This is a genomic window from Ferrovibrio terrae (genome assembly GCF_007197755.1).
Lineage (GTDB): Bacteria > Pseudomonadota > Alphaproteobacteria > Ferrovibrionales > Ferrovibrionaceae > Ferrovibrio > Ferrovibrio terrae.
Genome location: NZ_CP041636.1, coordinates 2,384,601 through 2,406,168, shown reverse-complemented (window position 1 = coordinate 2,406,168; position 21,568 = coordinate 2,384,601). Strand labels below are relative to the sequence as shown.

The window sequence follows — 21,568 nt, the reverse complement described above, 5'->3', positions numbered from 1 at the left end:
GCTCAGCTTTCCGCGATGAGGCAGACGCTGCCATCGGGCAAAGGCTCGGTGGCCAGCAGGAACAGGCCCTCGGCCTTGGCGGCCTCGCCCAGTGCGTCGGCATTGCCGCCGAAAACACCGATGAACACACCGGCCAGCGCCAGCGCGATCTTCACGGCCGAGAAGAAGGCGGCAGGATCGGCCCGAACGATGGCTGGATCGGCGGACATGATCAGATCGTAGTGATCCGGGCGATTCTCAAGGAACGCTATCACGGCGTCGCTGTCGCAATCATCGTACAGCCCGGTCTCAAACGCGCGACGGCTGCGCGCCGGGTCTTCCGATACCATATCAAGATGCTGGGCGAGGGTGCGCAGATCGGCGGCCTGCGGCGCCAGGCAGCCGCCCAGATCAATGGCCCAGCCGATGCTGAAGCCCTTGCCGATCATGCGCTGCGCCGCGGCCGCCACGGCTGCGGCCTGCGGCGCCGTGAGACCAGCCACCAGATCGTCAAGCGAGGTGGCGGACAGTTTGGCCGACTGTGATTCCGGCGTTTCCTGTGCGCGCAGGGCAAATACATAGCCCACGACGGGCCTGTTCTCTTCCTTGCGCAGTTCGATTTCTTCAAGGCTCAGCACGACAAAGCCGGCCTCGGCGGCGCGTTTGCGCAAATAGGCTTCGCCATGCTGATAGCGTCCGCTCTTGCCCGCCTGGTAGCGGGCGCCGACGCCCTTCTCCACTGTGGCGACGAACAATCCGTCATCGGGCAGCGCAGCCCTTACAGCATCAAACAATGCGCGCAGATCGCCGAAGTAAGACAGCACATCGGCGGCAGCGACGAGGTCGTAACCGCCGTGATGTTTGCCCAGTTCGGCCACGATCTCGCCGACTGTCAGCGCGTCATACATTTTTCGCGCGCGGGCTTTCTCCACCATCTTCGGCGACAGGTCGACACCATCGAGGTGCTTCACCAGCCCGCGCAGTTCAGGCGCCAGCAGGCCGGTGCCGCAGCCGAGGTCGATTCCGCGCGCAGCAACCTTGCCCTCGCCCAGCGCGGCACGCACGGCGACGGCTACATGCTGTGGCGCGCAGTAGTCGAGCCAGCCGACCAGCTTTTCATCGAAACTGTCGGCGAAGGCATCGAACAGGGCCGCGACATAGGCCTCGTTGGCTTTCTCGGGGACTTCGCCGGCCAGCACAGCCACCATATGGCGCGCCTCGGCATGGCCGGGATCGAGCGCCAACATACGGCGGTAGGTGATCAGTGCATCGGCGCGACGATCCAGCCGCACCTGCAGGCGCGCCACCTGATACAGCAGGCTTTCCGAATTCGGCGTCGTCGCCAGCGAGACCTGCAGGCGATCCAGCTTCGTCGCCAGGGTTTCCCCGAGGCGCAGTTGCGCCAGCGCGCTGTGAACCGGATCAACCGCGGCAGCAACCGGCGTTTCCGCAGGGACGACCTTCTGCACGCCACCGAGGCCGAGCAGCATGTCGCTGATCGCGCTGGCGTTAGATCGTGCAGCCGGCACTTGGCGGACAGGTCCGCCGCCGCCACCGCTTTTCTTCTGTGCGCGCCGCTCTTTGCGGTTCATGCCGGCCGCTGGCAGTTAGCGCCGCTCGAGCGGCTTGTACTTGATGCGGTGCGGCTGGTCGGCATCAGCGCCGAGACGGCGCTTCTTGTCGGCCTCGTAATCCTGGTAGTTGCCCTCGAACCACTCGACATGGCTGTCGCCCTCGAAAGCCATGATATGGGTGGCGAGGCGATCGAGGAACCAGCGATCATGGCTGATAACGATGGCGCAGCCGGCGAAGTTTTCCAGCGCCTCTTCCAGTGCGCGCAGCGTATCGACGTCGAGATCGTTGGTCGGTTCGTCGAGCAGCAGGACATTGGCGCCGGTCTTCAGCATCTTGGCCAGGTGCAGGCGGTTGCGCTCACCGCCCGACAGCATGCCGACCTTCTTCTGCTGGTCGGCACCCTTGAAGTTGAACCATGAGCAATAGGCGCGGCTCGGCACATCGCGCTTGCCCAGCGTGATCATGTCGTTGCCTTCGGAGACCTCTTCCCAGACGGTCTTCTTGTCGTTCAGGCTGTCGCGGCTCTGGTCGACATAGCCGAGTTGCACGCTGTCGCCGACGCGTAAGCTGCCCTGGTCGGGCTTCTCGCCGCCGGTGAGCATGCGGAACAGCGTGGTCTTGCCGGCGCCGTTCGGGCCGATGATGCCGACGATGCCGCCTGGCGGCAGCTTGAAGTCGAGATTGTCGATCAGCAGCCGGTCGCCGAAGCCCTTGCTCAGGCCTTCCGCCTCAATCACCACATTGCCCAGGCGCGGGCCCGGCGGGATGGTGATGGTGACGTTATCGCCAGCCTTTTCATTCTGCTGCTGCAGCATTTCCTCATAGGCCTTGAGGCGGGCCTTCGATTTGGCCTGGCGCGCACGCGGGCTCTGGCGCACCCATTCCAGTTCCTGCGCCAGCGACTTGCGACGGCTGTCCTCTTCCTTGCCTTCCTGGGCGAGGCGCTTTTCCTTCTGCTCCAGCCAGGAGGAGTAGTTGCCCTCCCACGGAATACCCGAGCCACGGTCGAGTTCGAGGATCCAGCCGGCGACATTGTCGAGGAAATAGCGATCGTGGGTGATGGCCACGACCGTGCCTTCGTATTCGTGCAGGAAGCGCTCGAGCCAGGCGACCGATTCCGCGTCCAGATGGTTGGTCGGTTCGTCGAGCAGCAGCATGTCGGGCTTGGACAGCAGCAGGCGGCACAAGGCCACGCGGCGCTTTTCACCGCCCGACAGCTTAGTCACGTCGGCATCGCCCGGCGGGCAGCGCAGCGCGTCCATGGCGATTTCGACACTGCGCTGCAGGTCCCAGGCATTCGCGGCGTCGATCTTTTCCTGCAGATCGGCCTGTTCCGCGATCAGCGCATTCATCTCGTCGTCGTCGGTGACGTCACCGAACTTCATCGAGACTTCCTCGAAACGATCGAGCAGCGCCTTGGTCTCGGCGACGCCTTCCATCACGTTGCCAAGCACGTCCTTGGTCTCGTTCAGATGCGGTTCCTGCGGCAGGTAACCGACCTTCACGCCATCGGCGGCCCAGGCCTCACCAGTGAATTCCTTGTCGAGGCCGGCCATGATCTTGAGCAGGGTCGATTTGCCGGCGCCGTTCGAGCCCAGCACGCCAATCTTGGCGCCCGGCAGGAAGCTGAGCCAGATGCCCTTCAGAACCTGCTTGCCACCCGGATAGGTCTTGGCCAGGTCCTTCATCACGTAAATGTACTGATACGACGCCATTTTCCGCTCCGGGCGTTGGAAGCCTAAAATCCGGCCGAGTTGTACAGAAATGGGCCTGTTTACGCCAGCATCAGGGCCCTGACATGCGCCGCGGTGGCGCTGGCCAGCGCCTGCAGGTCGTAGCCGCCTTCCAGCGCCGACACCACCCGGCCCTGCGCCGTCCGGTCGGCCACCTGCAGCAGCTTTTCGGTGATCCAGTAATAATCCTGATCAGTGAACTGCAACTGCGCCAGCGGATCGGCGACATGGGCATCGAAACCGGCCGAGATGATCAGCAGCTCGGGCGCGAACTGCTCAAGCTTGGGCAGCAGCGCGCGCTCGCAGGCTGCACGGAATTCCGCCGACCCGGCATAGGGCCGCAGCGGCACATTCACGATGTTGCTGGCGACGCCATGTTCGCCCGCCGCGCCGGTGCCCGGATAGAGCGGCATCTGATGGGTGGAGGTGTAGAAAAGTCCGGCATCGGACTCAAACGCGGCCTGCGTGCCATTGCCGTGATGCACGTCGAAATCGACCACCGCCACGCGCTGGATGCCCCAGCGGTCGCGCGCATGCGCCGCGCCGATGGCGACGTTGTTGAACAGGCAGAATCCCATCGCCTGATCGGGCTCGGCATGGTGGCCGGGCGGCCGCACGGCGCAGAAGGCATTGCGCAGCTCGCCCCCCATCACGGCATCCACGGCGGCGCAGACTGCGCCAGCCGCGCGCAACGCCGCTTCACCCGATCCGGACGAAACGACAGTATCGCCATCAATGTAGTTCAGCCCGCGCGGTGGAATCGCCGCCATCAGGCGGTCCAGATAAGCCCCGGGATGGACCCGGCTGATCTGTGCCGGCGTGGCGCGGGGGGCCTCCCGGCGGTCCAGGTAGAGAAACTCTTCCCCCTCCAGCCGGGCCAGGATGGCCCGCAGCCTATCCGCGCATTCGGGATGACCTTCTCCCGTGTCATGGGCGAGGCAGGCCGAATGGCTGTACAGGCCGGTTACCATCCGCGCTCCTTAACCATTCCGAACCATTTCGCTTCCCCTCGCGGCCCTTCACAAAGCCGTTGGCGTCTGCCGGACGGGCCTGCTTTGCCGAGAAAACGCAGGACCTTGCTGAATAGGACGTATACAATAGATCAGGCGGGCGCCGAAATCAGCAACCTCGCTGCAATGAGGCCATTGGCGCCGCGTCCGGGGGAAGACGCCGAAGGGTCGGCTGGGACCTTTTACTGGGTGGTAGAGGACAGAATGAAAGTCTGGAGTCAGGTTCTGGTTGTCGGCGTGATTGCCGCCAGCGCTGCAGGTGCGTTCATTTTCCGCGACAGCCTGCCGTTCATTGGCGGCAAGCAGGCGGAAACCCGCCCCGTTGCGGGCGGCGCGCCCACATTGCCGATCGAAGCCGTGCCGGTGCGCCGCATGGAAATCACGCGCACTATCGAAGCCGTCGGCACCGCGCAGGCCAACGAAGCCGTCACCATTACGGCCAAAGCCACTGGCATCGTCGAGCGGCTGAACTTCCAGGACAGCCAGGTGGTGAAGACCGGCGTCATCCTGGTTGAACTCGAGGCCGCCGAAAGCTCGGCCAATATCGGTGCGCTGCGGGCCGCGCGCGATGCCGCCAGGATGTCTTATGACCGCGCCAAGCAGCTGATCGAAAGCAAGGTTGTGGCGCAGGCCCGCCTCGATGAGGTGTCCAAGGCCTATGAAGCCGCCGAAGCGCGGCTGCGTGCCGAACAGGCGAAGTTTTCCGACAGCGTGATCCGCGCGCCGTTCAACGGCAAGCTCGGCCTGCGCAAGGTCAGTCTCGGCGCACTGGTGCGGCCGGGCGACGTGATCACCACGCTCGACGACACGTCGGTGATCAAGCTGGAGTTCGAAGTGCCGGAAACCGTGCTGGGCGGCGTGAAGATCGGCAACACCGTGAGCGCCAAGGCCACGTCGATGCCGGACCGCAAGTTCGACGGCGTGGTCACCACCATCGACAGCCGCATCGATCCGACCACGCGGGCCGTGCGCATCCGCGCCCAGATTCCGAACAATGACGACGCGCTCAAGCCCGGCATGTTCATGACGGTAGCACTCAGTGTCGGCAAGGTGCCGGACGCCATGATGGTGCCGGAAGAATCGCTGCTGGCGCAGGGCGGCGAACAGTTTGTCTTCGTGATCCGCGATGGGCGCGCCACCCGCACCCGCGTCACCGTCGGCCAGCGCCTGCCGGGTCTGGCGCAGATCACCAACGGCCTGCATCCCGACGAGCAGGTGGCCATCACCGGCCTGCAGCAGTTGCGCGACGGTTCGCGCGTGCGTCAGACCAATGCCCAGGGCACGCCGCCGATGTCGGGGGCCCCCAACCAGAAATCTTCCAGCTAGGCCGTAACGGCGACAGGCAGCGTCATGGTTCTCTCGGACATTTCGATCAAGCGCCCGGTCTTTGCCACGGTCATTTCGCTGGTGCTGATCATTTTCGGCCTGTTTGCGCTGCGCGGCATGGCGGTGCGCGAATATCCCGATATCGATCCGCCGGCGGTCAACGTCAGCACGATCTACCGCGGTGCCTCGGCCGAAATCATCGAGAGCAAGATCACCCAAGTGATCGAAGACTCGGTCGCCGGCATCGAAGGCATCCGCACCATCACCTCGGCGAGCCGCGAGGAATCCAGCGCGATCAGCATCGAGTTCAACCTGAGCCGCAATGTCGATGCCGCCGCCAACGACGTGCGCGACAAGGTCAGCCGTATCCTGTCGAAGCTGCCGGATGAAGCCGACCAGCCGATCATCGCCAAGACCGAGGCCGATGCCCGGCCGATCATCTACATCTCGCTGTTCAGCGACCGCCTCAGCCTGCTCGAACTCACCGACTATGCCGACCGTTACCTGGTCGACCAGATGTCGATCATCGACGGCGTGGCTTCCGTGAACATCTACGGTGCCCGCCGCTACTCCATGCGCGTCTATCTCGACCGCATGGCAATGGCCGCCCGCAACGTCACCGTGCAGGACGTGGAAGAAGCGATCCGCCGCCAGAATGTCGAGCTACCGTCGGGCCGCGTCGAAAGCAACATGCGCGAGTTCACCGTGCGCGCCGAATCCGGCCTGCGCACCGCCGCGCAATTCCGCAATGTCGTACTGCGCGAACAGGACGGCTATCTGCTGCGCCTGGGCGAAGTCGCCAAGGTGGAACTCGGCGCTGAAGACGAACGCACCGAACAGCGCATCAACGGCGTGACCGCCATTGGCCTCGGCATCATCCGCCAGTCCAAGGCCAATGCCATGGAAATCTCCACCGGCGTCGCGGCCACCGTCGAACGGCTGAAGGACAGCCTGCCGACCGGCGTGCGCATGGAAGTGACCTACGACCAGTCGAAGTTCATCAGCCAGTCGATCTACGAAGTGTTTCATGCGCTGACCGTCGCGCTGTCGCTGGTGATCGGCGTGATCTTCCTGTTCCTGCGCTCCTGGCGCGCCACCCTGATTCCCGCCGTCGCCATCCCGGTCTCGGTGATCGGCTCGTTCATCGTCATCGGCTCGCTCGGCTATTCGATCAACGTGCTGACCCTGCTGGCGCTGGTGCTGGCCATCGGTCTGGTGGTCGACGACGCCATCGTGGTGCTGGAAAACATCCACCGCCGCATCGAACTGGGCGAACCGCCGCTGCTGGCAAGTCTGCGCGGCGCGCGCCAGATCGGCTTTGCCGTCATCGCCACCACCGTGGTGCTGATCGCCGTCTTCGTCCCGATCTCATTGATGGAGGGCAATACCGGCCGCCTGTTCCGCGAATTCGGCATGTCAGTGGCGGCAGCCGTGCTGTTCTCGGGTTTCGTCGCGCTGACGCTGACACCGATGATGTGTTCCAAGCTGTTGCATGAAGCCAAGGAAGAAGGCCGGTTCTACCATGTGACCGAGAAATTCTTCGTCGGCATGGGCAATGGCTATGGCCGCCTGCTGCGCAGCTCGCTGGGCGCGCCAGTCGTGGTCCTGGCGCTGGGTGCCGTGGTGTCCGTGGCCGCCGTCCTGATGTTCCAGGCCCTGCCGCGTGAATTCGCGCCGACCGAAGACCGCGGCGCCTTCTTCGTGATTGTAGAGGGGCCGGAAGGCTCGTCTTACGACTACACCCGCAAAAACATCATCATGATGGAGCAGGTGCTGGAGAAGCACATCAAGTCCGGCGCCGTGACCGTGGCGATGTCGAACGTGGCCCCAGCCTGGGGCGGCCGCCCCTCGCCGGTCAATTCCGGCATGATCGTCGTGCGCATGGCTGACTGGGACAAGCGCAACGTCAAGCAGCAGGAAATCGCCCGCCAGGTCTTCCGCGAAATGCAGGCTCTGACCGGCGTGCGCGCCATCGTCGTCAATCCGCCCAGCCTCGGCCTGCCGGGCGCACAGTCGCCAGTCCGCTTTATCCTCGGCGGCTCGACCTATGCGCAGCTCGACGAATGGTCGGATCGCATCATGATCAAGGCACAGGAAAATCCGAACCTGCTCGGTGTGAAAAAGAACTACCAGCCGACCCGCCCCGAAATCCGCGTGCAGATCGACCGCGACCGCGCCGCCGATCTTGGCGTCAATGTCGAGACCATCGGCCGCACGCTGGAAACCATGCTGGGGTCGCGCGAAGTCACCAACTTCCAGCGCGATGGCAAGCAGTACAAGGTGCTGGTGCAGGCGCCGGTGGACCAGCGCGTCACGCCGAATGATTTGAACAATATCTATGTGCGCGGCGCCAATACCGGCGGCAAGCTGGTGCCGCTGGCCAGCCTGGTTACCATCCAGGAAGGCGCCAATGCGCGCGAACTGATCCGCACCGACCGTCTGCGGTCTGTGATGATCGAAGCCTCGATGGCACCGGGCTATACGCTTGGTCAGGCACTCGACTATCTCGACGGCGTGGCTGCGGAAGTGCTGCCGCCGGAAGTTCGCATCTCCTATTCCGGCCAAAGCCGCGAATACAAAGACTCGTCTGCAGCCATCTTCATCACCTTCGGCCTCGCGCTGATCGTGGTGTTCCTGGTGCTGGCGGGCCAGTTCGAGAGCTGGATCCACCCCATCATCATCATCCTGTCGGTGCCGCTGGCGGTGACCGGCGCGCTGGCCGGCCTGCTGCTGGCGGGCCAGACGCTGAACGTCTACAGCCAGATCGGCATTATCATGCTGGTCGGCCTGATCGCCAAGAACGGCATCCTGATCGTGGAATTCGCCAATCAGCTGCGCGACGAGGGCCAGAGCATCTACGATGCCGTGGTCACCGCCTCGATCGCCCGCCTGCGGCCGATTCTGATGACCACCATTGCCACCGTCTTCGGCGCCATCCCCCTGGCCTTCGCCAGCGGCGCCGGCGCCGAATCGAGATCGGCGCTGGGCTGGGTGATCGTCGGCGGCATGACCTTCGCCACCCTGCTCAGCCTGTTCGTGGTGCCGGTGCTGTATCTGCTGCTGGCCCGCTTCACCAAGCCGGCCGGCTTCATCGCCCGCAAGCTGAGCGAGCTGGAAAAGACCCCGGACGTCGAGGCCGGCAAGGCCGAGCCGGCAGAATAACCGTCCGGGCTACCTTCTGTGGGGTACCTGTTCGAAGGGACAGGTTACCAGTTGATAACCTAGACTTCGGGAGCCCGGGCACTCCCTTATAGCCGGCCAGCTAATCATTCTTAAAACGATGTCCGGCCGACCATGACGCAACGTAACGGCAAGCCTTCTGACGCGGAGTCCGACAAGGAGTTCGGGGTTGCTGTGGCCAGCGCCCAGGCGGCGGTGGCCGGGCTGGCAGACAAGTACATCGGCTGGGTCAATGACGACCTGAAGCGCCTGGATGCCGCCATCGCCGGCATCACCGACGGCAACAATTCCGAAGCCCTCCGCGAGGTCTACGGCGTCGCCCATGACATCAAGGGCCAGGGCAGCACCTTCGGCTACCACCTGATCACCGATATCGGCCAGTTGCTCTGCCGCTATATCGAGCGGGCCATCGAGCGCAAAAAGGTGGATCGCGCCGTGATCGACGCCCATGTCGAGGCCCTGCGCACGGTGGTCGACAACCGCATCCAGGGCCCCGCAGGCGAACTCGGCCGCGAGATCATCGACGCCCTCAAGGGCGTGGCCGAACGCAGTTTCGCTTAAACCCGGCGATCACTCGGCCGCTCGGTCTGCCGCGCGGCGAAACGGCCCGGCATAATCGGCGCGCACCTGCCGCCGCCGGTCCGGCCCGAAATAGCCGCCCTCCCGAATGAATTTGCGCGGCCGTTCCACCATCTCGCGCAGCCGGTTTTCCACTGCCTTCGGCGCCAGCGGCAACGCCAGCACTTCGTTGACCCCGGCATCCAGCGCGCGACGGATACGCTCGCGCGTCACCGTACCTGTAACGATGACTGTGGGCAGGAAGGGCGCTGGCGAGTCCGGGTCGCGCCGCAGGCGGGTGACGAGGTTCAGCCCATCCTCGCCGGCCAGTTCCCAGCGGACGATGACAGCATCGACGCGCAGGCCCGACACGCTGCCATTCGCCTGTGGAGCACCTTTCAGCAGGGTCCAGGCCTGCGCGGTGTCCGGCACGATATTGGGCGTCTTGATGCGCAACGTGGCCGACAGCCGGCGCCAGGTCGATGCGACATCCGCATCGGGCTCCACGACAAGCAGGTTCAGCCGATTGAGATCGTAAGGCATCAGGCGCCCGCTCGGGCCAAGCTCCGGGGATTGTGATCTGCGCCGGTGGACGGCGGCTCCAGTTTGGACCACTTTATCACCAATATATTCAGGCTGCGACCGGCAGCCGGGCCGCCAGCGAAATCCAGCCAAGAGATTCAGAATGTCGAACACGCCGATTGCCAGCGACGATTTTCACTTCTACGAGCCGGCCAAGGGCCATGGCCTTGCGCATGATCCGTTCAAGGCGATTGTCGGGCCGCGCCCCATCGGCTGGATTTCGTCGCGCGACGCACAGGGCCGGGTTAATCTCGCGCCCTACAGCTTCTTCAACGCCTTTTTCGACAAACCGCCGATCATCGCCTTCGGCAGCGCCGGCTGGAAGAACCGCACCAGCAACAAGGATAGCGTCAGCAATATCGAAGCCACCGGCGAATTCGTCGCCAACCTGGTCACCAAACCGCTGGCCGAGGCGATGAACAAGACCGCCGCCACCGTGCCGCATGAGGTCGATGAATTTACCCTCGCAGGCCTGACGCCGGCACCCTGCCGGCAGGTGAAGGTGCCGCGCGTGGCCGAAAGCCCCACCGCACTGGAATGCAGGCTGCTGCAGGTGCTGCAACTGCAGGATCTGGATGGCAACAGGCTGGACGGCTGGATGATCATCGGCCAGGTGGTCGGCGTGCATATCAACCGGGCCTATATCAGCAATGGCCTGTTCGATGCGGCTGCAGCGCGGCCCATCATGCGCTCGGGCTATATGGCGGATTACTTCGAGGCCACGCCCGAGACGATGTTCCGCATGAACCGTCCGGGCTGACGTTTTTTGTGCGCTGCAGTCGCATTTGCATGAGACTGCAGCCTGCGACCCCTCGCCGCGCCCGGACCCGGGCAGAGGGCCTAGCCAGCCGGTTCGCCCGGGCCTAATATCCGGCCACCAGCAAGGACGCAGCGTAAAGCCCCATGGATTACGAAGCCCTCTTCAGCCAGGCAGTCGACAGGCTGCACAGCGAAAAGCGCTACCGGGTGTTCACCGAACTCGCCCGGAATTGCGGCAGCTTCCCCGTGGCCGATAACCACAGCGGCATCGGCCCGGCGAAGATCACCATGTGGTGCTCGAATGACTATCTCGCCATGGGCCAGAATCCTGTGGTGATCGAGGCCCTGCAGCAGGCGGCGAAGGAGTTCGGTGCCGGTGCCGGCGGTACTCGCAACATTTCCGGCAACAGCCACGCGATCGTCGAACTCGAGCGCGAACTGGCCGACCTGCATGGCAAGCAGGCCGCGCTCGCTTTCATGTCGGGCTACATCGCCAACCAGACATCCCTGTCGACGATTGCCAAGCTGATGCCGGGCTGTGTGATCCTGTCGGATGCCGACAACCACAATTCGATGATCGAGGGTATCCGCCAGGCCGGCTGCGAGCGGCAGATCTGGCGGCATAACGACGTCGCGCATCTGGAAGAACTGCTGCAGGCGATTCCGGCCGACCGGCCGAAGCTGATCGCCTTCGAGAGCGTCTATTCGATGGATGGCGACATCGCGCCGATCCATGCGATCTGCGACCTCGCCGACAAATACGACGCCATGACCTATCTCGATGAAGTGCATGCCGTCGGCCTGTATGGCAATCGGGGCGGCGGCATTGCCGACCGGGACGACGCGATGCAGCGCATCCACATCATCCAGGGCACGCTCGGCAAGGCCTTTGGCGTTGTCGGCGGCTATATCGCCGGCAGCGCCAAGATGATCGATGCTGTGCGCTCCTATGCGCCGGGCTTTATCTTCTCCACCGCCATGCCACCGGCCATCGCCGCCGCCGCCGCCGCCAGCGTGCGCTATCTCAAGCGCAGCCAGGTCGAGCGCGCCCGCCATCAGGAGCGCGCCGCCACCCTGCGCCGCATGCTGCTGGCTGCCGGCCTGCCGGTGTTGGTCAACCAGAGCCATATCGTGCCGGTCATGGTCGGCGATGCCGCTTTGTGCAAAGCCGCGTCCGACATGCTGCTGGCCGATCACGGCATCTACATCCAGCCAATCAACTACCCGACGGTGCCGCGCGGCACCGAACGGCTGCGCATCACGCCGACCCCGGTACACACCGATGCGATGATGCAGGCCCTGACCAATGCCCTGCTGGACGTCTGGCAACGCCTGGGGCTGCGTCGCCAGGCCGCCTGACCGGCTGGATCGGTCCGGCCGGGGGTTACCAGATTTAAACTCCTGTAAAGACTACCCCTGATAGTACTAAGCGCTGCTCCCCAGTTTTGGGTTCAGGATGTCTCAGCGCAATTTCCAGTCCCTCCCCGATTTCGGTTTCAGTTTCGACCAGGTGCGGCAGCTTCAGGCCCGCCTCGCGCGGCCGCATTTCCTGTTCATCTCCGGCCCGGCCGGCGGCGGCAAAACCAAGGCCGCCCTGCTGCTGGCCTGGACGTTTTTCCAGGCCTACCGGCGTTCGTTCCGGATCGACGGGCAGGACATGACGACGGCACAGATTCGCCAGTCCGCCATCGAGAAGACTGCCGGCATCCTGTTCCACGACCTGGCCTCGGCGCATGACTACCTGAAGGCCGGCTATTGCTTCGATTGCCACATGACGGCGATCGGCATCGCTTTCGACGGGGTAGCCAACGCGGTTCACGCCCATGCCAATCTGCTCACCCAGCTGCCGGCACTGGCCACGCGTAACGACGTCGGCGTGATCGGCATCGAGCGCGCCGATGAAGACGGCCACGAACGCTACAAGGTCGACCTGCATCTGCAGTGAGCTGCGGGGCACTTGACCCCTGCCTCAGCCCCAGCATCATGGGCGCCCGATTTTGATTTCCCGCCCGTCAGGATGATCCATGGCTTCCGACACAACCCCGACCGTGCATCCAGAACTGCTGCGCCTGCGCGACAGCATCGACAATATCGATGCTGCCCTGATTCATCTGCTGGCCGAACGGTTCAAATGCACACAGCAGGTCGGGCGCCTCAAGGCCACCGAGAAGCTGCCGCCCGCCGATCCTGCACGCGAAGGCCGCCAGATCGCCCGCCTGCGCCAGCTGGCTGAAGCCGCAAAGCTGGACCCGGATTTCGCCGAGAAATTCCTCGCCTTCATCGTCAAGGAGGTGATCCGGCATCACGAGGCCATTGCCAGCGAGACGCAGGGTAACAAGACATGAAAAAACGCCCGGTCTCGCGACCGGACGCTGTTTCAGGCTCCCTGATCAGGCCGCTAGATGCGTCCCATCAGAAGCAAGACAATCACGACGATCAGGATGATGCCGATGCCGCCGCTGGGGTAATAGCCCCAGCCGGTGCTATACGGCCAGCTCGGCACCGCGCCGATCAGCAGGATGATCAGAATAATAAGCAGAATCGTACCGATGCCCATTGTGGCCTCCAGTCGGATAGCGGGATGACGGCAGGCTAGAGAAGTATGGCGCTGGGGCGATGCCCCAGCGCCGGGAGATCAGGCCTTGCGGCCCAGCAGCAGCAGCACGAGGCCGCCGCAGGCAGTCGCAGCGCCACCGACCAGGTACCACATTGTGCGGTCGCTGTAGCTGCCCGTGAAGGTTTCGTTCAGCTGCTCCATCGGAGCATCCGAGGCATTGAGGCCGAAGTAGAGCAGGATTGCGCCGGCAACCAGCGCGATCACGCCCAACACGCGTCCCATCGGCATGGCGTGTTCCTTACTTCACGACGAGGTCATTTTTGACCGAGCGCACGCCCTGCACGTTGCGGGCAATCTGCTCGGCGCGGCTCTTGGACGCCGCCGTGTCGACGAAGCCGCTCAGCTGCACGGTGTCCTTGAAGGTTTCGACGCTGATCTGGCCGGCCTTGGTAACCGGATCCTTGATCAGCTCGGCCTTCACCTTGGTGGTGATGGCGGCAGAGTCGACATATTCGCCGGTCGATTCCTGCTTGGTGGTGGAACTGCAGGCGGTAACCGCGACAGCGCCGCCCAGCATGGCGACAACGGCAAGGCTGCGGGAGAACTGGGAGAGGGTCAACATGACATCGTCCTTTTGTACGTGGGTTGGTCTTCTGTGGTTGGTTAGCCCGCGGACGACTTAATCAAGTCGTCCGCGGTCGTAGCGTCCCCAGCAGCTCCTGCGCGTGTTAGCGCCAGGCAGGCTTGCCAAGGTTGATTTGGTCTTCGTCAGTCAGTGCGCCAGTGGCCGCACCGGCCGCGCCGCCGATCACGGCGCCGCCCAGGGCATTACCGGTCAGGGCCCCGCCCACGGCGCCAACACCGGCGCCGATGGCGCCACCCGATATCGCACGGTCAGATTTCGACTGGCCGCAGGCACCCAGCGAGGCACTGGCAGCGATCAGAGCAACGGCCGCAGCTGCGGCCATCAGACGGTTCTTCGCAACATGGTTCATGGTCGCCTCCTTGAAGCCCGGATGGCTTCGGTTCGGCAGACCGGCCCGCATTCGCACACCGCTCTGCACTTGTGCGTAACCAACGGGTTGGGAAGGCTTAGGTTCCACGGCCACGCTTGCGTGGCAGGTGCGAAAGGCCCGGAAAGGCGTGGAAAATCGGGCTTGCGCCACGTTCCACCCCAGAAATCTCACACCGCTTTCACAGATTTCAGCCGGGTATTGAAATCAGCGACTCGTGACGCGGCTGCTCAAACGAAGAAATCGGGGATGAGATCAGTTTCGGCGGTACCGGGATGGCGATAGCGCTCGAAATGCGTCAGGCCTGCGGTGCGCAGCACCTCGTCGTCGATGAAGAAGTTTCCGGTGGTTTCTTTCGCCGGACGGGTCAGGATCACATGCGCCGCATCGGACATGATCTCGACCTTGCGGCATTTCTTGCGCAGTTCGGGCCCGGTGATCACGTTCATCGCATCGGTATCGATGGCGGTGCGCGGCCACAGCGCATTGACGCCGATACCTTTCCTTTTGAACTCGCCGGCCATGCCCAACACGCACATGCTCATGCCGAATTTCGCCATCGTGTAGGCCACGTGGGGCGCAAACCAGTGCTCCTTCATGTTCAGCGGCGGCGACAGGTTGAGGATATGCGGATTCTCGGCCTTCATCAGGTGCGGCAGGCATTTCTGGCTGCACAGATACGTGCCGCGCGTATTGATCTGGTGCATCAGGTCGTAGCGTTTCATCGGCGTTTCCAGCGTGCCGCTGAGCGAAATGGCAGAGGCGTTGTTGACCAGAATGTCGATACCGCCAAAGGACTCGACTGCCTTGTTGACCGCCTCCTCGACCACGGCCTCGTCGCGCACATCCACTACCAGCGGCAGCGCCTTGCCGCCGGCTTTCTCGATAGCCTCGGCCGCCGTGTAGATGGTGCCGGCCAGCTTGGGATGCGGTTCGGTGGTCTTGGCGGCGATCACGACATTGGCGCCGTCTTTCGCGGCACGCAGGCCGATCGCCAGTCCGATACCCCGGCTGGCGCCGGTGATGAACAGCGTCTTGCCTTTGAGCGAGCCCGTCTTGATGACTTCGGCCATTTGGTATCCTCCCCTTCGCTTTGCGCCAGTTTAGCGCTGGCGAAGAAAAAGCACCAAGGGGAAGGATGGGGGGCTACTGGCGCTTTTTCGCCGGCGCCTTCTGCGCTGTCGCCCACTTGCCGCCGCTGCGCGCGCAGGTCTCGGGTGCGTTGGGCGGCATGCCTTCATAGAAGTAGGCTTTGATCGTCGCCGTTTCCGGCACATTCGGGTCCGGCTCGTCCGGTAACCCCTGCAGGCGACGCAGATTGGACTGGATGGTGCGCAGCGGCGTCGTGCAGAGCCCGACATAGGTTGCCGGGCATTTCTCCAGCCGCTCAGGGACCGTGCGGGTCTGCGCGCCGGCCGGCCGACACATGGCGTTGATCGTACTCTGCGGCATATCGGTCACTTCGTGGCACTGCACCACCTTCGGCCCGCCCGCAGATGTCATATCCAGCGTCTGCTTGCAGGCCTGTGCAGTACCGGTGGAGGGCATACCCCATACGGCAAAGCCCAGCCCGAAAGCGGCCAGGATGAAAACGGATTTCATGAAATATCCCGTCGTCTGGAAAAAGCATCGCCCCGGCACAACGCGCCGTGACCACGATCAACCTGCAGAGGGATTGCGGTTATTGTGAGGCGCCCGCAGAGATTACTGCGCTGCCGGTTACTGCGCTGCCTGGGCCTCAGCGTTGCCGTGGCTGAACTCGAAGACGCCGGCCGCGTTGCGGTGCCGGACCACGCGCCCCTGATGCATCAGGTGGTGCAGATGCGCCAGCGCCTCGCCGGCGGCGAGCGTCATATGATCCTTGATGTCACGGCGGAACAGCAATGGCAGCGTTTCGATCACCGTGTGCGGCCGCTGCTGAAGCGCGGCCACGATCGCATCCAGCCGCGTCTCGTGATGGCGCTGCAGCATGGCGACGCGCACATGCAGGCCGATGAACGGATCGCCATGCGCCGGCAGCACCAGCACATCGGCCGGCAGGTCGGCGAATTTGGCAAAGGAGTCGAGATACTGCGTCAGCGGCCTGGCTTCCGGTTCGCCCGGATAGACACCGATATGCGGCGAGATACGCGGCAGCACCTGATCGCCTGAGATCAGCAGATTGAGCTCGGCATTGAACAGGCAGGCATGCTCGGGCGAATGGCCGTTGCCGACAATCACACGCCAGTCATGGCCGCCGATGCGGATCACATCGCCTTCGCTGATGCGATGAAAATGCCGCGGGATCGGCGTCACGGCTTTGGAGAAATTGCCATAGCCGCGCGCCTTGAGGGCGGCGATCAGGTCTTCATTGAAGCCGATCCGCTGATAAAAGCTGATCACCTCGTCCGGCACATCGGGTGTTTCCTCGAGCGCCAGCATGCGGCCGAAGGTCCACTCGCCCAGCGTCATCCACAGCGGCGCATCGAACTTCTGCTGCAGCCAGCCGGCCAGACCAATGTGATCAGGATGGAAATGCGTGCAGAGAATGCGGGTGATCGGCTTACCCTTGAGATGGCGCGCAACCACCTCGTCCCAGATCTTCTGCAGCTTCGAGGATTTGACGCCGGTATCCACCAAGGTCCAGCCCCCGGCCTCTTCGATGAGCCAGAGATTAATGAAATCCAGCCCCGGGATCGGCAGCGGCATGCGCAGCCACAGCACGCCGGGCCGCATCTGCATCACTTCGCCATCGCCGGGTCGACCGTCAAAAGGATAGGTCAGGCTGCCCTGATCAGACACCGGCGTGCCATCGATGCCGGGCACGTCTTTGGTCTGGGCAGCTAAATCCTGTGATGCGGGCGCATCGGACACTGGTCTGGTCCTGATTATGTTGTCGGGGGCTATTTCGTCACAGTCTGACGCTTAGCTAAGCCACAAACAAGCGAAGTCCAGCACTGACGTTACGTCAATGCCGGACAGATCGCTGCTCGACTGCGACTTATGCGCGCAGCAGTTCGGGCGTGACGTCGGCCAGGCTGGCGCTGCCATCGGTGGCGGAGCGGCACAGGCCGTCCACGCTGGTCAGCACCTGATCGGCAAACAGCCGCGCCGACACGATTTTCGCGGTGAAATACGGATCGGTGCCCCCCTTGGTGATTTCCGCCTTCGCCGCCAGCGCCTGTTTGGCCAGCAACCAGCCGCCGACCGTGGTGGCGAAGGCGCGCAAGTAAGGCGTGGCGCCGGCAAGGGCGGTTTCAGGGTTCCTGGCGAGCTGGCCACCGATCCACTGACTTGCCTTGCTCAAGCTTTTCAGCGCCGCATCCAGATTGGCATGAATAGTGGTGAAGCCCTCGTCCGCCGTCGCGGTTTCGGCCACGACACCGGCGATCTGCGCGAACAGCGCCTTAACCGTCTCGCCACCATTCAGCGGCAGTTTGCGCGTGACCAGGTCGATGGCCTGGATGCCGTTGGTGCCTTCATAGATCGGCAGGATGCGGGCATCGCGGTAATGCTGGGCCGCGCCGGTTTCCTCGATGAAGCCCATGCCGCCATGGATCTGCACGCCCATGGAAGCCACTTCGCAGCCAATATCGGTAGACCAGGATTTCGACAGCGGCGTCAGCAGCTCGACCAGCGCCTTCGACGCCTTGCGCTCGGCCTCATCAGGATGATGATGCGAGCGGTCGATCGCGGCGGCATTCAGATAGATCAGGCCGCGGCAGGCTTCGGTCAGGCTGCGCATCAGCATCAGGGTGCGGCGCACATCGGCATGTTCGATGATCGACACATGCTGTTCGGCATTCATGCCGGGATGGCGGCCCTGCCTGCGCTGCTCGGCATAGTCCAGCGCCTGCTGGTAGGCGCGTTCGGCAATCGCCAGGCCCTGGCAACCGACCGAGAGCCGTGCATTGTTCATCATGGTGAACATGCAGCGCATACCCTGGTTTTCCGCACCGAGCAGATAGCCGATGCAGTCGCCATTGTCGCCGTAGCTCATCACGCAGGTCGGGCTGGCATGGATGCCGAGCTTGTGCTCCAGCGACACCACGCGCAGGTCGTTGCGCTTGCCGGGTGAGCCGTCCTTGTTGACCAGCACCTTCGGCACGATGAACAGCGAAATGCCTTTGGTGCCTGGCGGCGCATCGGGCAGGCGGGCGAGCACGAGGTGGATGATATTCTCCGCCATGTCGTGTTCGCCGTAGGTGATGAAAATCTTGCTGCCGCTGATCCTGTAGGTGCCATCGCCCACCGGCACGGCCTTCGACTTCAGCGCGCCCACGTCAGATCCCGCCTGTGGTTCCGTCAGATTCATCGAACCGGTCCATTCGCCCGACACCATCTTGGGCAGATACATCGCCTTCTGCTCGTCGGTGCCATGCGCGATGATCGCGTCGATGGCGCCCTGGGTCAGCAGCGGGCAGAGCGAAAATGACAGATTGGCGGACTGCACCATCTCCTGTGCCGCCATCGTGACTGCCCAGGGCATCGACCCGCCGCCGAGCACTTCCGGAAACGGCATGCCGTTCCAACCACCTTCGACGAATTTCTTGTAGGCATCGGCAAAGCCCGGCGCGGTACGCACCACGCCGTTTTCGGCCTTGGCGCCATGCTGGTCGCCACCACGATTCAGCGGCGAAAGCACGCCGGCGGCAAATTTGGCCGCCTCTTCGAGAACAGCAGCGACGGTTTCCGCTTCCGCATTCTCCAGGCCGGGCAGCCGGGCCAGGTCGGCCAGGCCGGCAACATGCTCCAGCGTGAAACGCATATCCTTGACGGGGGCGACGTATTCCATCTCGGTCTCCCTGACCTGAAAGCTCTTCTTGGGCGCAGGGATATTATGGTCCGGGACGCCTAGCAAGGCCAAGGCCCGCAGGCTAAGACTCAGAACGCTATGGTTGACGTAACGATTTCAGAAGCGGCTGATCGCCTGCTGCGCGGCGAAGTGGTGGCCATCCCGACCGAGACGGTCTATGGCCTGGCCGCCGATGCCACCAATGCGTCGGCAGTGGCAAAGATTTTCGCCGCCAAGGGCCGGCCGGATTTCAACCCGCTGATCAGCCATGTCGCCGATTTCGCCCAGCTCGAAGCGCTGGTGACCCTGGACGCACGTGCGCGCCGGCTGGCCGAGGCCTTCTGGCCGGGCGCACTGACCCTGGTGCTGCCGCGCCTGCCCGGCTGTCCGGTGGCGCCGGCGGTCTCGGCCGGGCTGCCCTCGCTGGCGCTGCGCATGCCCGCACATCCCATTGCCCGCGAATTGCTGGCCCGCGTCGGCCGGCCGGTGGCGGCGCCCTCGGCCAACCGGTCGGGCCATGTCTCGCCCAGCACCGCGCAGCATGTGCGTGACAGCCTGGGGCCTGAGATTGCGGTGCTGGATGGCGGCGCCTGCAAGGTGGGGCTGGAATCCACCGTGATCGGGCTGACCGGCGAACGACCTGCTCTGCTGCGGCCAGGCGGCATCGCCGCTGAAGGTATCGAGGCCGTGCTCGGCGAAGCGCTCGTGCAGCCTACCGACCGGAAACTGCAATCACCGGGCATGCTGCTGAAGCATTACGCCCCACGCCTGCCGGTGCGGCTCGATGCTGCGGCACCGCAGGGACGCGAGGGCCTGCTCAGCTTTGGCAGGCCGCTGTCAGGTTTCGCCACGGTTTATCCCTTGAGCGAAAGCGGTGATCTCGCCGAGGCGGCGGCACGCCTTTACGCCGGCCTGCACGCGCTGGACCAGATGCCCGGGCTTGATGGCATTGCCGTGATGCCGATTCCACAGCAGGGCCTCGGTGTTGCGATCAACGACCGTTTGACCCGCGCCGCCCGCGGTCGCTGACTTGGCGATCGCTAAGCGTGGACGTTCGCGACCAGAGAGCTACAATCACCGCCATGAACGCACCGCTCGCCACCCCGCTTCCCACCGCCCTGCTCGACCGCTTCAAGGATCTGGTCGGCCCCAAGGGCTGGGTCACCGATCCTGACGTGCTGGCGCCGCATCTGCGCGAACAGCGCGATCTTTATGTCGGCGCCTCGCCGATGTTGCTGCGCCCCGCCAATACCGAGGAAGTGGTCGCCATCATCAAGCTGGCCCGCGAAACCCGGACCAAGCTGGTACCGCAGGGCGGCAACACGGGTCTGGTCGGCGGCAACATCCCCTTCATGGGCAACGACGAGATCATCCTGTCGCTGCAGCGCATGAACAAGATCCGCGCGATCGACCCGCTGAACGACACGATCACGGTGGAAGCCGGCTGCATCCTGCAGCAGGTGCAGCAGGCGGCCCGTGAAGCCGATCGCCTCTTCCCGCTCTCCATCGGGTCGGAAGGCAGTTGCACCATCGGCGGCAACCTTTCCACCAATGCCGGCGGCAATGCCGTGCTGCGCTATGGCAATACCCGCGACCTGGCACTGGGTCTCGAAGTCGTGCTGCCCGATGGCCAGGTCTGGAATGGCCTGCGCGGCCTGCGCAAGGACAATACCGGCTACGACCTGCGCGACCTGTTCATCGGCGGCGAAGGCACGCTGGGCATCATTACGGCGGCCGTGATGAAACTTCACCCGATGCCGCGCGCGATGGCGACGGCATTCACCGCAATCCCGAATCCGTCCGCCGCCATTGAGCTGTTGGCCACCGCCAAGGCGGCGACCGGCGGACAGGTGACCGGCTTTGAAATCATCTCGCGCCTATCACTCGAATTCGCGCTCAAGCACAATCCCGGCACCAACGACCCCGTGGCCGAGCCGCACCCCTGGTATGTGCTGATGGAATTCAGCTCGGGTCGCGACGACGGCAATATCGGCGAGACGATGGAAGCCGTGCTGGCCGAGGGCTTCGAGAAGGGTCTCGTGCTGGACGCCGCTATCGCGCAATCCGACACCCAGCGCGCCGCTTTCTGGAAGATCCGCGAGTTGCTGTCCAGTTCGCAGAAGCCCGAGGGTGGCTCGATCAAATGTGATATCTCGGTGCCGGTGTCGAAGATGCCGGACTTCATCGAGCAGGCCAGCAAGGCGGTGGAGGCCTACCTGCCCGGCATCCGCGTCGTGGCATTCGGCCATATCGGCGACGGCAACGTGCATTTCAACTGCTCGCAGCCGGTCGGCTGGGACCGCCTCGACTTCCTCAAACACTGGGATGCCGTGCACCAGATCGTGCATGACATCACCTATGACATGCAGGGTTCGATTTCGGCCGAGCATGGCGTCGGCCGCATGAAGATCGACGAGATCGTGCATTACAAGTCGCCGGTCGAGATCGAGATGATGCGCAAGATCAAGCGCGCCTTCGACCCCGACAATATTCTCAATCCGGGCAAAGTAGTCTGGCCGTAA

Annotated in this window: 21 protein-coding genes; 9 read left to right on the top strand and 12 right to left on the bottom strand. The window is 63.8% G+C overall.

Going from position 1 to position 21,568, the window contains the following annotated elements:
- Positions 1 to 2: 2 nt before the first annotated feature.
- The 3 genes from FNB15_RS11705 to FNB15_RS11695 are packed head-to-tail and all read right to left on the bottom strand — an operon-like array spanning position 3 to position 4,258.
- Positions 3 to 1,571: a class I SAM-dependent DNA methyltransferase gene (locus FNB15_RS11705; RefSeq protein ID WP_144068870.1), complete on the bottom strand. Its 1,569-nt coding sequence runs from the start codon at positions 1,569 to 1,571 to the stop codon at positions 3 to 5.
- A gap of 15 nt (positions 1,572 to 1,586) precedes the next feature.
- Positions 1,587 to 3,269, bottom strand: coding sequence for an energy-dependent translational throttle protein EttA (gene ettA, locus FNB15_RS11700; protein WP_144068869.1), 1,683 nt, complete (start codon positions 3,267 to 3,269; stop codon positions 1,587 to 1,589).
- A 59-nt stretch (positions 3,270 to 3,328) separates the two neighbouring features.
- The gene (locus tag FNB15_RS11695; protein ID WP_144068868.1) at positions 3,329 to 4,258 is read right to left on the bottom strand and encodes a histone deacetylase family protein; all 930 of its coding nucleotides are present in this window, start codon (positions 4,256 to 4,258) and stop codon (positions 3,329 to 3,331) included.
- Positions 4,259 to 4,501: 243 nt separating this feature from the next.
- Here FNB15_RS11695 and FNB15_RS11690 point away from each other — a divergent pair, with 243 nt between their 5' ends.
- The 3 genes from FNB15_RS11690 to FNB15_RS11680 all read left to right on the top strand — a co-directional run bounded on the left by FNB15_RS11690 (position 4,502) and on the right by FNB15_RS11680 (position 9,364).
- On the top strand, positions 4,502 to 5,623 hold the full coding sequence (locus tag FNB15_RS11690; RefSeq protein ID WP_185973530.1) for an efflux RND transporter periplasmic adaptor subunit: 1,122 nt from the start codon (positions 4,502 to 4,504) through the stop codon (positions 5,621 to 5,623).
- A gap of 24 nt (positions 5,624 to 5,647) precedes the next feature.
- A complete protein-coding gene (locus FNB15_RS11685) occupies positions 5,648 to 8,785 on the top strand; it encodes an efflux RND transporter permease subunit (RefSeq protein ID WP_144068866.1) in 3,138 nt (1,045 codons plus the stop codon).
- A 132-nt stretch (positions 8,786 to 8,917) separates the two neighbouring features.
- On the top strand, positions 8,918 to 9,364 hold the full coding sequence (locus tag FNB15_RS11680) for an Hpt domain-containing protein (protein WP_144068865.1): 447 nt from the start codon (positions 8,918 to 8,920) through the stop codon (positions 9,362 to 9,364).
- A 9-nt stretch (positions 9,365 to 9,373) separates the two neighbouring features.
- On the opposite strand, the gene FNB15_RS11675 is transcribed toward FNB15_RS11680, so the two are convergent.
- Positions 9,374 to 9,904 (bottom strand): response regulator, encoded by a 531-nt coding sequence (locus FNB15_RS11675; RefSeq protein WP_144068864.1) that lies wholly within the window; start codon positions 9,902 to 9,904, stop codon positions 9,374 to 9,376.
- Between the two features lie 142 nt (positions 9,905 to 10,046).
- On the opposite strand from FNB15_RS11675, the gene FNB15_RS11670 reads away from it, so the two are divergent.
- From FNB15_RS11670 to FNB15_RS11655, 4 genes are all read left to right on the top strand, one after another.
- Positions 10,047 to 10,703 (top strand): flavin reductase family protein, encoded by a 657-nt coding sequence (locus FNB15_RS11670; RefSeq protein ID WP_144068863.1) that lies wholly within the window; start codon positions 10,047 to 10,049, stop codon positions 10,701 to 10,703.
- A 143-nt stretch (positions 10,704 to 10,846) separates the two neighbouring features.
- Positions 10,847 to 12,061 (top strand): 5-aminolevulinate synthase, encoded by a 1,215-nt coding sequence (gene hemA, locus FNB15_RS11665; protein WP_144068862.1) that lies wholly within the window; start codon positions 10,847 to 10,849, stop codon positions 12,059 to 12,061.
- 97 nt (positions 12,062 to 12,158) lie between these two features.
- On the top strand, positions 12,159 to 12,647 hold the full coding sequence (locus FNB15_RS11660; RefSeq protein ID WP_144068861.1) for a hypothetical protein: 489 nt from the start codon (positions 12,159 to 12,161) through the stop codon (positions 12,645 to 12,647).
- Between the two features lie 79 nt (positions 12,648 to 12,726).
- Positions 12,727 to 13,047 carry a chorismate mutase gene (locus FNB15_RS11655; protein ID WP_144068860.1) on the top strand — a complete coding sequence of 107 codons (321 nt, stop codon included), beginning with the start codon at positions 12,727 to 12,729 and terminating at the stop codon, positions 13,045 to 13,047.
- Positions 13,048 to 13,100: 53 nt separating this feature from the next.
- Here FNB15_RS11655 and FNB15_RS11650 read toward each other — a convergent pair whose 3' ends face one another.
- The 8 genes from FNB15_RS11650 to FNB15_RS11615 form a co-directional block, all read right to left on the bottom strand.
- Positions 13,101 to 13,259 carry a DUF3309 family protein gene (locus FNB15_RS11650; protein ID WP_144068859.1) on the bottom strand — a complete coding sequence of 53 codons (159 nt, stop codon included), beginning with the start codon at positions 13,257 to 13,259 and terminating at the stop codon, positions 13,101 to 13,103.
- Positions 13,260 to 13,337: 78 nt separating this feature from the next.
- Positions 13,338 to 13,547, bottom strand: a complete 210-nt coding sequence (locus FNB15_RS11645) for a DUF3185 family protein (protein ID WP_144068858.1) — start codon at positions 13,545 to 13,547, stop codon at positions 13,338 to 13,340.
- Positions 13,548 to 13,557: 10 nt separating this feature from the next.
- On the bottom strand, positions 13,558 to 13,881 hold the full coding sequence (locus tag FNB15_RS11640; RefSeq protein WP_246068668.1) for a BON domain-containing protein: 324 nt from the start codon (positions 13,879 to 13,881) through the stop codon (positions 13,558 to 13,560).
- A gap of 106 nt (positions 13,882 to 13,987) precedes the next feature.
- A complete protein-coding gene (locus FNB15_RS11635; RefSeq protein ID WP_144068857.1) occupies positions 13,988 to 14,254 on the bottom strand; it encodes a YMGG-like glycine zipper-containing protein in 267 nt (88 codons plus the stop codon).
- Positions 14,255 to 14,502: 248 nt separating this feature from the next.
- Positions 14,503 to 15,345 (bottom strand): SDR family oxidoreductase, encoded by an 843-nt coding sequence (locus FNB15_RS11630; RefSeq protein ID WP_144068856.1) that lies wholly within the window; start codon positions 15,343 to 15,345, stop codon positions 14,503 to 14,505.
- 73 nt (positions 15,346 to 15,418) lie between these two features.
- Complete coding sequence (locus FNB15_RS11625) at positions 15,419 to 15,874, bottom strand: hypothetical protein (RefSeq protein ID WP_144068855.1); 456 nt, start codon at positions 15,872 to 15,874, stop codon at positions 15,419 to 15,421.
- A gap of 117 nt (positions 15,875 to 15,991) precedes the next feature.
- Positions 15,992 to 17,125, bottom strand: coding sequence for an MBL fold metallo-hydrolase (locus FNB15_RS11620; RefSeq protein ID WP_246068667.1), 1,134 nt, complete (start codon positions 17,123 to 17,125; stop codon positions 15,992 to 15,994).
- 127 nt (positions 17,126 to 17,252) lie between these two features.
- Positions 17,253 to 19,046 carry an acyl-CoA dehydrogenase gene (locus FNB15_RS11615; RefSeq protein ID WP_144068854.1) on the bottom strand — a complete coding sequence of 598 codons (1,794 nt, stop codon included), beginning with the start codon at positions 19,044 to 19,046 and terminating at the stop codon, positions 17,253 to 17,255.
- A gap of 99 nt (positions 19,047 to 19,145) precedes the next feature.
- Here FNB15_RS11615 and FNB15_RS11610 point away from each other — a divergent pair, with 99 nt between their 5' ends.
- Positions 19,146 to 20,075, top strand: a complete 930-nt coding sequence (locus tag FNB15_RS11610) for an L-threonylcarbamoyladenylate synthase (protein ID WP_144068853.1) — start codon at positions 19,146 to 19,148, stop codon at positions 20,073 to 20,075.
- 53 nt (positions 20,076 to 20,128) lie between these two features.
- Positions 20,129 to 21,568 (top strand): FAD-binding oxidoreductase, encoded by a 1,440-nt coding sequence (locus FNB15_RS11605; protein ID WP_144258737.1) that lies wholly within the window; start codon positions 20,129 to 20,131, stop codon positions 21,566 to 21,568.

What these genes read in the sequence shown, in the direction of transcription:
- FNB15_RS11705 (WP_144068870.1), bottom strand. Translation starts at nt 1,571, where the DNA reads ATGAACCGCAAAGAGCGGCGCGCACAGAAGAAAAGCGGTGGCGGCGGC.
- ettA (WP_144068869.1), bottom strand. Translation starts at nt 3,269, where the DNA reads ATGGCGTCGTATCAGTACATTTACGTGATGAAGGACCTGGCCAAGACC.
- FNB15_RS11695 (WP_144068868.1), bottom strand. Translation starts at nt 4,258, where the DNA reads ATGGTAACCGGCCTGTACAGCCATTCGGCCTGCCTCGCCCATGACACG.
- FNB15_RS11690 (WP_185973530.1), top strand. Translation starts at nt 4,502, where the DNA reads ATGAAAGTCTGGAGTCAGGTTCTGGTTGTCGGCGTGATTGCCGCCAGC.
- FNB15_RS11685 (WP_144068866.1), top strand. Translation starts at nt 5,648, where the DNA reads ATGGTTCTCTCGGACATTTCGATCAAGCGCCCGGTCTTTGCCACGGTC.
- FNB15_RS11680 (WP_144068865.1), top strand. Translation starts at nt 8,918, where the DNA reads ATGACGCAACGTAACGGCAAGCCTTCTGACGCGGAGTCCGACAAGGAG.
- FNB15_RS11675 (WP_144068864.1), bottom strand. Translation starts at nt 9,904, where the DNA reads ATGCCTTACGATCTCAATCGGCTGAACCTGCTTGTCGTGGAGCCCGAT.
- FNB15_RS11670 (WP_144068863.1), top strand. Translation starts at nt 10,047, where the DNA reads ATGTCGAACACGCCGATTGCCAGCGACGATTTTCACTTCTACGAGCCG.
- hemA (WP_144068862.1), top strand. Translation starts at nt 10,847, where the DNA reads ATGGATTACGAAGCCCTCTTCAGCCAGGCAGTCGACAGGCTGCACAGC.
- FNB15_RS11660 (WP_144068861.1), top strand. Translation starts at nt 12,159, where the DNA reads ATGTCTCAGCGCAATTTCCAGTCCCTCCCCGATTTCGGTTTCAGTTTC.
- FNB15_RS11655 (WP_144068860.1), top strand. Translation starts at nt 12,727, where the DNA reads ATGGCTTCCGACACAACCCCGACCGTGCATCCAGAACTGCTGCGCCTG.
- FNB15_RS11650 (WP_144068859.1), bottom strand. Translation starts at nt 13,259, where the DNA reads ATGGGCATCGGTACGATTCTGCTTATTATTCTGATCATCCTGCTGATC.
- FNB15_RS11645 (WP_144068858.1), bottom strand. Translation starts at nt 13,547, where the DNA reads ATGCCGATGGGACGCGTGTTGGGCGTGATCGCGCTGGTTGCCGGCGCA.
- FNB15_RS11640 (WP_246068668.1), bottom strand. Translation starts at nt 13,881, where the DNA reads ATGTTGACCCTCTCCCAGTTCTCCCGCAGCCTTGCCGTTGTCGCCATG.
- FNB15_RS11635 (WP_144068857.1), bottom strand. Translation starts at nt 14,254, where the DNA reads ATGAACCATGTTGCGAAGAACCGTCTGATGGCCGCAGCTGCGGCCGTT.
- FNB15_RS11630 (WP_144068856.1), bottom strand. Translation starts at nt 15,345, where the DNA reads ATGGCCGAAGTCATCAAGACGGGCTCGCTCAAAGGCAAGACGCTGTTC.
- FNB15_RS11625 (WP_144068855.1), bottom strand. Translation starts at nt 15,874, where the DNA reads ATGAAATCCGTTTTCATCCTGGCCGCTTTCGGGCTGGGCTTTGCCGTA.
- FNB15_RS11615 (WP_144068854.1), bottom strand. Translation starts at nt 19,046, where the DNA reads ATGGAATACGTCGCCCCCGTCAAGGATATGCGTTTCACGCTGGAGCAT.
- FNB15_RS11610 (WP_144068853.1), top strand. Translation starts at nt 19,146, where the DNA reads ATGGTTGACGTAACGATTTCAGAAGCGGCTGATCGCCTGCTGCGCGGC.
- FNB15_RS11605 (WP_144258737.1), top strand. Translation starts at nt 20,129, where the DNA reads ATGAACGCACCGCTCGCCACCCCGCTTCCCACCGCCCTGCTCGACCGC.